This is a genomic window from Streptomyces anatolicus (genome assembly GCF_019400875.1).
Classification (GTDB): domain Bacteria; phylum Actinomycetota; class Actinomycetes; order Streptomycetales; family Streptomycetaceae; genus Streptomyces; species Streptomyces anatolicus.
The window spans coordinates 1-10,936 of the sequence record NZ_WMBF01000202.1; the positions used below are offsets into that span (position 1 = coordinate 1).

The 10,936-nt window shown below is 70.8% G+C and carries 9 protein-coding genes; 3 read left to right on the top strand and 6 right to left on the bottom strand.

Going from position 1 to position 10,936, the window contains the following annotated elements; all coding sequences use genetic code 11:
- Nucleotides 1-601: 601 nt before the first annotated feature.
- The 5 genes from GKQ77_RS18760 to GKQ77_RS18780 all read right to left on the bottom strand — a co-directional run bounded on the left by GKQ77_RS18760 (nucleotide 602) and on the right by GKQ77_RS18780 (nucleotide 4,743).
- Nucleotides 602-931 carry an ANTAR domain-containing protein gene (locus tag GKQ77_RS18760; RefSeq protein WP_258021544.1) on the bottom strand — a complete coding sequence of 110 codons (330 nt, stop codon included), beginning with the start codon at nucleotides 929-931 and terminating at the stop codon, nucleotides 602-604.
- 59 nt (nucleotides 932-990) lie between these two features.
- Nucleotides 991-1,347 (bottom strand): PRC-barrel domain-containing protein, encoded by a 357-nt coding sequence (locus GKQ77_RS18765; protein WP_219690055.1) that lies wholly within the window; start codon nucleotides 1,345-1,347, stop codon nucleotides 991-993.
- A gap of 53 nt (nucleotides 1,348-1,400) precedes the next feature.
- On the bottom strand, nucleotides 1,401-1,760 hold the full coding sequence (locus GKQ77_RS18770; RefSeq protein ID WP_258021545.1) for an ANTAR domain-containing protein: 360 nt from the start codon (nucleotides 1,758-1,760) through the stop codon (nucleotides 1,401-1,403).
- A gap of 80 nt (nucleotides 1,761-1,840) precedes the next feature.
- A complete protein-coding gene (locus GKQ77_RS18775; RefSeq protein WP_219690057.1) occupies nucleotides 1,841-2,110 on the bottom strand; it encodes a hypothetical protein in 270 nt (89 codons plus the stop codon).
- Nucleotides 2,111-2,370: 260 nt separating this feature from the next.
- Nucleotides 2,371-4,743, bottom strand: coding sequence for a galactose oxidase family protein (locus tag GKQ77_RS18780; protein WP_258021546.1), 2,373 nt, complete (start codon nucleotides 4,741-4,743; stop codon nucleotides 2,371-2,373).
- An 846-nt stretch (nucleotides 4,744-5,589) separates the two neighbouring features.
- On the opposite strand from GKQ77_RS18780, the gene GKQ77_RS18785 reads away from it, so the two are divergent.
- Nucleotides 5,590-7,794, top strand: coding sequence for a PQQ-dependent sugar dehydrogenase (locus tag GKQ77_RS18785; RefSeq protein ID WP_219690058.1), 2,205 nt, complete (start codon nucleotides 5,590-5,592; stop codon nucleotides 7,792-7,794).
- 368 nt (nucleotides 7,795-8,162) lie between these two features.
- Here GKQ77_RS18785 and GKQ77_RS18790 read toward each other — a convergent pair whose 3' ends face one another.
- Nucleotides 8,163-8,846, bottom strand: coding sequence for a GntR family transcriptional regulator (locus GKQ77_RS18790; RefSeq protein WP_258021547.1), 684 nt, complete (start codon nucleotides 8,844-8,846; stop codon nucleotides 8,163-8,165).
- Nucleotides 8,847-8,961: 115 nt separating this feature from the next.
- Here GKQ77_RS18790 and GKQ77_RS18795 point away from each other — a divergent pair, with 115 nt between their 5' ends.
- Nucleotides 8,962-9,969 (top strand): phosphoglycerate dehydrogenase, encoded by a 1,008-nt coding sequence (locus GKQ77_RS18795; protein WP_219690062.1) that lies wholly within the window; start codon nucleotides 8,962-8,964, stop codon nucleotides 9,967-9,969.
- 152 nt (nucleotides 9,970-10,121) lie between these two features.
- Nucleotides 10,122-10,934 (top strand): hydroxypyruvate isomerase family protein, encoded by an 813-nt coding sequence (locus GKQ77_RS18800; protein ID WP_308117711.1) that lies wholly within the window; start codon nucleotides 10,122-10,124, stop codon nucleotides 10,932-10,934.
- Nucleotides 10,935-10,936: the final 2 nt, after the last annotated feature.

Below are 10,936 nucleotides of genomic sequence, written 5' to 3' on the forward strand. Positions count from 1 at the left end.
CTCCTCGACCTGCGCATCGTCGACGGAAAACACCCCTTCGCCCGCACCCGCCTCATCGGCTTTCCTCTCCGGGACCCTCGCCCGCCCCCGCGTCTACCAGGAGATCACCCGCCACCCGCCTACGCATCGACGGTGCGAGGACAGCAGGTGACTGCACCAGGGACGGTGAGGTGAGCCTGGCCGCCGACTCCCTCGTCATCGGCAAGAGGAATCCCGCCCTCATCGTCTACCTGCCCGCTCCATCGTGATCCCGCGCCATCAGCGGGCGAACAACGCAGTGTTCGGCCAGGTTATGCGCGTCTGCGGCCGGCTGAACTGTCGACAGACCGAGGCCGGGATTCCACTTGCTGGTCGCCGGGGCGGAAGCACTGACCGGCTGTGCGTATGGAGTTCCCGTGGCGCGCGACGGGTCCTGGCGACAGAGGTTCCAGCCCGCAGGAACGCCGCGGCGGCGGTCGGGCCCTCGTTTGGGACCCGCACTACGGGCTACCCGGGCCATGCGTCCGTCGGCCGACCGGGACGAAGGCGCCGGTGAGTTGAGGACACAGCTCCCGGTGCCGCCCACGGTGCACGAACCATCACCGTTGTTCAGGGAGGCACTTCAGCGCGCGACCCAGTTCGCGTTGCATCCGCTCGGAGAGCGGCTCGCCCCGGGCCGTGGCGACCAGCGCCGCGGCCATCTCCCGCAGTTTGACGTTGCTGTGCTGCGACAGTCCACCAAGAGGCCCCAGGCCCGCTCACTGGAACAGGGCGCCAGGGCCATCAGCATGCCGCGCGCCTGGTCGATCACCGCACGGCTCGACAGCGCCCTGTGCAACTGCTCATTCTCGGCGCGCAGTTCGAGTACTTCGGCGACAAGATCCGTATCCGACGCCGAAGGCGAAGCAGTCGGCACCTGCTGTGCACCGTTGACTGTGGCCGCTTGGCCCATGCGCCTACCTCACCATGCAAAGAGACGAAGCCAAGACCCTCAGCGGTCACCACAAGCGTCTAGCGACGAGCCAGTTGCCGCTCCCCGGACGCACCGGGTGCGTAGGGCAGCCCGTAGTGCTTGAAGATCGCAGCCTCGTCCCCGGCCGGCAGGACCTCGTCAGTGCCGATCGACGGGGCCTGCTTGACCAGGGTCTTCACGTAACCGACCTTGAGGTAGCCCGGGCCGACGACGGCGCCCTCAAGAGGGACGAAGACCAGGTGGTGCCGCGTGGGCAGACCGACCCGCACTGTGGCCATGGCAGGCTCATCAGTGGTGGTGTCCACATAGACCGATTCGAGGATGCCGATCTTGTGCGAGTCCGTATCCACCACGTCACGGTCGCGCCACTCACGGATATCGGCTGACTGGATCATGTATTTCACCTTTCTCAATGCATCCACCGGTCGATGCCTGCTCGGCTCGGTCCTCAGGTGCGACCTGCCACGTGCAGGCGCCGCAGCGCACCCCGCAGCGCGTGATCCAGGTGCTGGGGGAACGGGCTCCCCTCAGAGGTGGCGACGAGAGCGGCGGCCACCTGTCGGCGTGGCAGGTCACAGCGCCGCGCGACCTCCGCCAGCAACCTGGCGGCCTCCTTACGGGGGCACGGAACCAAGGCCATCATCATGCCGAGCGCCTGGTCGGTCACCGCCCGGCCGTCCAGGGCCCGGCGAAGTCGAGCGATCTCGCCCCGCAGTTCGACGACAGCGGGGTCCCGAGCCGCATCGCCCCAGACCACCTCCGCCGCCATCATCCACCGGTCTTCCTGGATCCTGACCCTCTGTTCCATAACACCTTCCTCACCGCGCACTGCCCGCGTTCGCCAGGCGAAGACGCCGACGAACGCTATGGCACCGGAAACCGGATCGGTCATCGGTGGTGCTGCTCGTCCCGGCGGTCCTGCCGCCTCCAGAGCCCCTGGCGCTGCCGTCGGTAGCGCCGCTCCCAGCGGTTATCCCGGTCACGGCGGTCCCGGTAATCGCTGTACTCGAAACCGTCGCCCCGGCCCCGGCTGTCCGCGTGCCCCCGGCCGTAGCGCACGGCCACGAAGACCAATACAGCCGCGGCGAGCCACCACAGGGCGTTGAGGAAACCAAGCCCGGAGAGGGCCACGAGGAGGATGAAGAACAAGACGATCACAGTGGGCCTCCCGGGCGGAACAGAGCCTCGCTGCCGGGGACTGGGGCCTCGCTTCGCAGCCTAGTCCTCTCAAGAGGCCCTGGATACGTTCACCCGCCGTCGGTATTGACCGATGTGGAGGACGCATTGACGCTCCGGCGCAGAGCCAGGGCCGCTCCGAGCCTCATCCCGCAGTTCCGCATGACCCTCTGCGCATGCGGTTCCGCCCCCTACCCCCGCCGAGCAGACGGCGGGGCTTCGTCGTGCGGGCGGTCGCGCGGTCAGCCCACGCTGACCATCCGGGCCTTGCTCGGCACCCCGGCCGAGTCGAGCGCGAAGAGCAGATAGCTGCCGGGCAGCGCCACCCCCGGGTCGGAGGGGACGTTGAGGGTGTACGAGGTCGCGCTGTTGCGGGTGAAGGTGAGCGGTACGCGCCGCTGGTCGTTGTCCGTGGAGTGGGTCGCGGCGCCCGCCCGCACCAGGGCGAACGAGGTGACCGCCGAGTCAGTGGTCACGGGGACGGTCGCCCCGTTGGCCACGCGGGCGGGCACCGTGCCGGTGATGACGGGCCGGGGGCGCTCGGTGCCGTCGGCGTTGAGCAGGTAGGGCGGGGTGAAGACGGCCCCGTCGGCGTGGTTGGTGGCGCAGTCGCCGCACAGGCCGCCGCCCCCGGAGAAGATGCGCCCGTCGGGCAGCAGGTTGGCCACGCTGTGGTAGTTGCGCGGCACGGCCATGCTCGCCATGCGGGTGAACTGCCCCGTCGCCGGGTTCCAGATTTCCGGCGTGAGCGAGGAGGTCGCGTCGCTGAACGGGACCGGGTAGGACTGCCCGCCGAACACGGCGACCTTGCCGTCCGGCATGACCACGCTGTTGCTGAAGGAACGGGCGAAATCCATGTCGCCGGTACGCGCGGCACGCGGCTGAGCACCCGTGCCGAGGTCGACCGTGTAGGCGCGCCGGGTGGCCGTCGTGTTCTCGTACGCGGTCGCACCGCCCAGTGTGAGGAGTTTGCCGATGTCGTACGCGACGGCGTTGCCGTTCATGGCGTCCGCGCTGTCGGCCCGCGTTCCGGCGGCGGTGACGGAGCCGTCCCCCTGGGTGGAGATCCAGTTCATCTGCCTGCTCGGTCCCAGCTGGAGCACCCGGCCGCCCGAAGTCGCGTGCAGCCACTGGTGGTTGTCGGCCCGGTAGGGGCCCGCCGGGTCGGCTGTCATGGTGTTGGTCACCGGCACGCCGGGCAGCTTGCGCCAGGTGCCGGTGGACGGCGACCAGACCTCGCCGTTCTTGCCGCCCTGGGCGCCGCTCCAGGAGCCGCCGAGGACGAAGGCGTCGCCGTTGGAGAGCAGGGTCATGGCCTGGTAGCCACGGGCGGTGTTCATGTCGCTGGTCGCCGACCAGGCGTCGGTGGCCGGATCGTAGATGCTGGCCCGTTCGGCGTTGCTGCCGCCGGTGACCAGCACCCGACCGTCCTTCAGGACCGCGATGCCGGGGCAGAACATGTCGTGCCGGGTGTTGTCGACCCGCCGTTGGGTGACGGCTCCGGTGCCGAGATCCATGATCGCGGTCTGGGTGTAGCCGTTGCTTCCCCCGAAGCGGTCGACGCCGTACGCGGACCAGGCGAGCAGCTTGTTGTTAGGCAGCACAGCAGTGGCCACCGGAACCAGCGGGAATCCGGTGACCCTGCCCCAGGAGCCGGCGGTCGCCGGGTTCGCCGGAGTGCTGAGACGGAGCTCCGCCGCCGAGGACCACGGCCCGCGCCCGCCCGCCTCCGTGGTGGCCGTCAGGCGTACGTAGCGCGCGCTGACGGTGCGGGAGAAGGTGGCCCCCTTGACGGTGTCGTCGTCCTTCCAGGTGCCGCTCGCGACGGGTGCCCCGAATGTGGTGCCGTCCGTGCTGGTCGTGACGGTGTAGGCGCCGACCCGGCCGTTGGCTCCGGACCTGCGCGGCTGGTAGGTGAGAGCCGAGACGTCGCGGGCGCTCTTCATGTCGATGGTGATGCTGTGCGGCAGGGGCGCGGCGGTGCCGGAGTACCGGCTGTGCCAGAGGGTGTCCGGATCGCCGTCGAGGACGTTGGCGGCAGCGTTCGCCGAGGCGCTCACCTCCTCGTCACTCGCCGTCGCCGTCCACCCGGTCCGCGACAGGTCGACCACGGAGGCGGGCGAGCCGGGGTCGCCGAGGAGGTTGATCTCGGCCGCGGCCGACCAGGGGCCGCGGTTGCCGGCCTCGCTCGTCGCGGTGAGGCGCACGTAGCGCGCGCCCTGCGCGGCGAAACTCAGGGTCTTGGCGGTCGCGTCGTCGCCGAGGGTGCCGGAGGCGACGGCGGAACCCCAACTCGTACTGTCGGCGCTCACATGGATGACATACGAACCCACCCTGCCGTTGGCGCTGTTGGTGCGCGGCTGGTAGACGAGTGCGGATACGACAGCCGTCCGGTGCATGTCGACGGTGAGGGTGTGCGGCAGCGGCGCGGCGGTGCCGCTCCATTTGCTGTGCCAGATGGTGGCGTTGCTGCCATCGAGAACGTTGGCGGCGCGTCCGTTCTCGGACGCGGTCTCCTCGTCACTCGCGGACGCGGTCCAGCCGTCCCTGGGCAGGACGGGGGCGGTGGGTTCCATGGCGTCGGCCGGCACCACGGGCTCGTGCGGTGCCGCCATCGGGTGCCGAGGATCGGGAGCTCCGGCGGCACCGGATCCGGCGGCCGCGATGACCGGGCTTCCTCCGGTCAACGGAAGCAGCGCGGCAACGACGGCGGCGAGCGCGAATGCTATGAGGCCGGCGGATCTGAGTCTGCCGTACGGAAAGGATATGAACAGACGGGTCATGAAGTCCCCCCAGGGGTGCGCGACAGGCGCGCAGATGAAGGCCATGACCATGCCAATAGGGTGCAGGGATGTAAAGGGCGCCCTCCCGCCAACCGCCTGATCTCCGCAGCCGCGCGGCGAACAGGCGCGCGACAAGCGGGCCCGCGGCCAGCGGGCGCACTCCTCGCCACCTTCACCGTCGCGGCCCGCCGTCCGTCGAGGCGCCGCGCATGCTCGCGGTAGCGCACAGGCTGATGCGCACTGATACCTCATCAGTAGGCGGCACACACATAGGTGTCCTGCCCACAGCACTCCACATGCGCTTGTGGAGGCAGAGGTTCATCGGAACCCAGCAGGTCGCGGGCGTCCACGCGGCAGATGGGCCGCCGACCGAGCGCGGGCCCGGCGCGGCCGCCGCTTGGACCGCCGCGCCCAGGGCAGTCATGGGCAGGCATGGGCGCGGCAAGGCCCCGGGCGCGGTGACGGGCATTCTCGGTCGGTGCCTACCCGACGGTGGCGCCGGCCCAACGGTGGATCCGGCACCGCTCACCACCTCACGGGGCGTGTTCGCTGCTCGACTCTCGACGGGAGAAGACCGTGACCGTATTACGCCTTCGAAGACGCAGTCGCTCACGGAGCGGACCGTCGCCTCGCGCGGCAGGCTTCCTGCTGGCCCTGTCCCTCATAGGTGCCGCCCTGGTGGCTCCCGCGCAGGCGCGGGCGGACACGACCTTCTCAGCCAAGATCGACTTCGGCACCGCCACCACCGTGCCGGTGAGCGGTTACGCACTCGACCACGGGCAGGCTTTTGGCGCCCGTACCGGCACCGACCAGGGCACCGGCCTCACCTACGGCTGGGTGGGGCTGGCCAACACCACCCCGCTCGACCTGACGGGCAACGGCCGGGACAGAGGCACCGCCGAGCCCGACCGGCTCCTCGCCACCCTCGTGCACATGCAGCTGCCCGCCTCGTCGGCCGGCGTGAAGACCCCGGGCCGGTGGGAGATCGCCGTGCCCAACGGCACCTACACCGTGACGGTCGCCGTGGGCGACGCCACGAGCGTGGACAGCTCCCACGCGCTCCAGGTCGAGAACCAGAACGCGGTCGACGGGTTCGTCCCCACGTCCGCCACCAAGTACCAGACCAGGACCGTTCAACCGACCGTGGCAGACGGCCGGTTGACGATCAGTCCGCTCGGGGGCAGCAACACGAAGATCGCGTACGTGACCATCGCCCCGCTCGCCGACTCCACCGTTCACCCGGAGGTCAGGACGGTGACCCCGGCGAACACGACGACCGGCGCGGCACCGACCGGCAGCGTCGTGGCGGACCTCCGCCTGGTGGGCCCCGGCGTCGACGCCGCGACCCTCACCGGCGGCACGGTCACCCTCAAAGAGTCGGCGACCGGGGCCGCCGTTGCCGCCCGCGTGATCACCAGCGGCGGCGGCGACGTCATCAACCTGTCGCCGACGACGGGACTCAAGGCGAACACCCGCTACCGATTCTCGGTCACCAGCGGCGCCCGGGACCTGGACGGGCGGACCTTCACACCATGGAGCTCGGTGTTCACCACCGGGGCGGGCACCGGTACGGGCACCATTGCCTTCGACAAGGTGGCGACGTCGGCGACGGGCCGGAGTTTCGCCTCCGTGGTGAAGGGCCCCGACGCCAAGCTGTACGCGTCCACGCTCGACGGATACATCCTGCGGTACGCCATCGCCGCCGACGGCACCCTGAGCGGGGCGGAGACGATCTCCACCGTGCGCACGGACGCGACGGCCCGCGGCCTGCCGGGAGCACCGAACCGCTCCATCATCGGGATGGCATTCGATCCCTCCTCCACGGCAGCCGCCCCAGTCCTGTGGATCACCTCCAACACCATGTACGCCGGAGGCACACCGAACGAGCCGGACTGGTCGAGCAGCATCGCCAGGCTGAGCGGTCCAGGGCTCGGCACGTACACCGAGGTGATCAGCCGTCTGCCCCGGTCCGTGAAGGACCACGAGACCAACTCCCTGGCCTTCGGCCCTGACGGCGCCCTCTACGTGGCGCAGGGCGCCAACAACGCCATGGGCGCCGCCGACCCGGCGTGGGGCAACCGCCCCGAGCATCTGCTCAACGCCGCCGTGCTGCGCCTCGACCCGGCCAAGCTCCCGGCGTCCGGTGCCGTCGACGTGCGGACCGAGAGCCCGGGAACGTACAACCCCTTCGCCCCCAACGCACCGCTGACCCTCTACGCGACGGGCGTACGCAACGCCTACGACCTGGTATGGCACACCAACGGCCACCTCTACACACCCACCAACGGGTCCGCGGCCGGAGGCAACACGCCCGCCACTCCCACACCGCTGCCCGCGGCCTGCTCTCGCCGGATCGACGCGACGACGGCCGGGTCCTACACGGGTCCGACCGTGCCGGGGATCACGTCCAACCCCGTGGCGGAGACCGACTACGTCTTCGACGTGAAGAAGAACCGCTACTACGGGCACCCGAACCCGGCGCGCTGCGAGTGGGTGCTGGCCGGGGGCAACCCCACGTCGGGCACCAGCCCCTTCGAGGTCACCGGCTACCCGGTGGGCACCCAGCCTGACCGCAACCTTGACTCGGCCGGCATGTACGACGCCGGGCTGCACGCCTCCGCCGACGGGGTCGTCGAGTACCGCGGCAACGCCTTCGGCGGCGCGCTCAAGGGCAAGCTCCTCGTGGTCCGTTACAGCAGTGGCCAGGACATCGAGGTGTTCGGCGTCGACGCGCAAGGGAAGCTGTCGGCGCCCACGACGGGCATCACCGGGTTCACCGGATTCCAACAACCGCTGGACGTCACAGAGGACACGGCCAAGGGCACCCTGTACGTCACAGAACTGGGCGCTTCGAAGATCACCCTGCTCAGGCCCAGGGTGTGACGCCGAGAGGCGAGTCGGCCGGGCACTACCCGGCACACGTGGGGCTGCCATATGCGTGTCCGGCGCACGTGGCACTCACGGACGACACGGTCCGCGCACCACGATCCGGGCCGGGCGCGGACCAACTCGTCTGCACAGCCAGGGATTCCGCTCTCGCGGCAGGCCAAGAGCGACTTCCGGCTTCACACCGCCACTCCCCTGGGCATCGCCCTGCTCAATGGCCACCGGCCCCCTCTTCCTGCCTGAGGTGCCGCTGGCCACTCAACTCGAGCAGCGCCTTCCGCTTCACGGCGCCAGGGTGGTGTCGCCGGGCGCGAAGGGTGCCCCCGGCTTGGGAGCGGGAGCGAGGGCGTCCGGCCGCGCCGCCGTCAGCTCTCCCGGACCGCCTGGCGGTCGGTCAGAGCCCGCGCCTTGGCGTTCTCGATGTGCTGCCGCATCTTCTTCGCCGCACCCTCCGCGTCTCCCGCGATCATCATGTCGAGGACGGCGGCGTGTTCGCGCGCCGGGGACTCGGCCTCGGAGGCGCCGAGTTCGGTGAAGAGACGGAAACGCTGGACGTGGCCGCCGAGGGAGCGGTAGGCGGTCTCAAGGAACGGGTTGTCGCACTGGGCGGCGATGCGCAGATGGAAGCGCTCGTCGGCGGCCCAGTAGGGACGCACCGAAGCCGAGGAGGGTGCCGCCGCACACCGTTTCAGGTCCTGGATGCTCTCCTTGAGTTCGTCCAGGAACTCCGGTGTGGTGCGCCGGGCCGCCTCGTGGACCATCGCCGGTTCCAGGACGAGCCGTGCGTCCATCAGTTTGACCAGCTCGCGCTCGGTGAAGAGCGGTGCGACGCGATACCCCTTGAGCGCTTCCCTGCGCACCAGGCCGGTGTGCTCCAGGCGTGCGAGGGCCTCGCGGAGCGGGGTCTGGCTGACATCCAGCTCCCGGGACAGGGCGCCGATGTTCACGGACTGCCCCGGTGACCACAGACCGTCCATGAACTGGCCGAGGAGTACCTCGTACATCTTGTCGGCCAGGGGTTGCCGGGCGGACGGGCGCGTCGTAGCCATCATGCCTCCTTCGGGGCCCGACCTTAGCGCAGCCGCTCCTCACTCTTGATCGCGCTCGAATCCTATACTATTTTGCTCATCGCTATAGTATAGCGAGAGGTCGAGGAGGATTCCGATGCATGACAGCGGCCCGCCCGTGGTGCTCGTGACCACGGCGTATCTGGAACCGGACGGCGAGGTCGACCGACTGTTGCGGGAAGCCGGTTTTCGCACGGTCTTCGCCCGGGCGGCGGACCGGCGCGCGTCGGAACGGTCGCTGCCGGCCGCCGTCACCCGCGCAAAGGCCTCGGCCATCGTGGCGGGCACCGACGCGTTCACCGCCGAGGTGCTCGGGGCGTCCCCCGGGCTGCGGGTCGTGGCCCGGTGCGGCGCCGGATACGACAACGTGGACGTGGCAGCCGCCACCCGGCACGGCATCGCCGTCACCCATACGCCCGGCGCCAACCGGCAGTCGGTCGCCGAACACGTCCTCGGACTGATGGTCAGCTGCGCCCGGGGCATTCCGCAGAACGTCGCCGAGGTACGGGCAGGGGGCTGGTCGCAGCCCAGCGGGCGGGAGCTGGCGGGGGCCACGCTCGGGGTGGTCGGGCTCGGCTCGATCGGGCGGGCCGTCGCCCGCCTCGGCAGGGCGCTCGGCATGCGGGTCGTGGGGCACGACCCGCAGTTGGACGCCGCCTTCCTCAAGGAGACCGGGGTGGTCGCCCTGGCGCTGCACGAGGTGCTGGCCGAGGCCGACTTCGTGACGCTGCACCTCGCACTCGACGCCTCCACACGGCACTTGATCGACGGCGCCGCGCTGCGCCGGATGCGGCCCGGCGCATATCTGATCAACACCGCGCGCGGCGGCATCGTCGACGAGGAGGCCCTCGCCGACGCGCTCGCCGGGGGCCTGCTCGCCGGCGCCGCGCTGGATGTGACGGAACAGGAGCCGCTGCCGGCGGACTCCCGGCTGCGAGCGTTCGACAACGTGCTGGTCACCGGGCACATCGCGGGCGCCACGGTGCAGGCCCGCGCCCGCTCCAGTGTCTTGGCGGCTCGGCAGGTGATCGACGTCCTGTCCGGACGACCGCCCGCGCATCTCGTCAATCCCGGCTGCGCGGCCGCGCACGCCGAGGTGCGGTGATGGGGGCCCTCTGGCGGCCGGGCAGGCGCGGCAAGGGCGACCTGCCGGTGGCGGTTGCGGAGCCACGGCCGGGGGCGCTTCCGGCGCGTGTGCCCTTGACCTCGTGCCCAGAGGCACAGCCGGTGGTGTCTGCGGGCGGTGTGTCGTCAGCGGTGCCCGCAGGCGCCCTTCGGCTGCCCGGCGGTCCGCCTCTGGCCGCCAACCTCAAGTGGCTCTTCACGGAACTGCCCTTCGAGCGGCGCTTCGAGGCGGCGGCCGGGGCGGGCTTCGCCGGCGTCGAGTACGCGGCGCCCTACGCGTATGCCCCGGCGCGGCTGCGCGCGCTGCTGCGAGAGGCGGGGCTGCGGCAGGTTCTCATCAACTCGCCTGCCGGAGAGCCCGGTTCGCCGGAGCGGGCGGGCCTCGCCTGCCATCCAGGGCGGACCGCGGACTTCCGCGCCGGGATCGAGCGTGCTCTGATGTACGCGGCCGATCTTGGCGCGGGGCTCCTGCACGTCCTGGCGGGGGTCGCGCCGCCGGACGTGAGTGCCGAGCGCGCCTTCGCCACGTACGTCACCCACCTCGCCTGGGCCGCCGACCGTGCGCACGGCACCGGCGTACGGATCGTCATCGAGGCGCAGAACGAGCGTGACGCGCCCGGGTACTTCCTGCGCACCCAGGCCCAGGCGGCGGCGGTCGTGGAAGCGGTGGGCCGCGACCGGGCGGGGCTGCTGCTCGACCTCTACCACGCCCAGGTCACCGAGGGAGACCTCGTGCGGACCGTGCACACCTATCTGCCCTACGCCCTGCACCTGCAGCTCGCCGACCCGCCCGACCGCACCGAGCCGGGCACCGGCGAGGTCCGCTGGCCGCGCGTCTTGGACGCCGTGCGCGAGGCCGGGTACGCGGGCTGGGTCGGCTGCGAGTACCGCCCCGCCGACGGCACCGTGGAGGGTCTCGGCTGGGTCACGGAGGTACGGGCATGAAC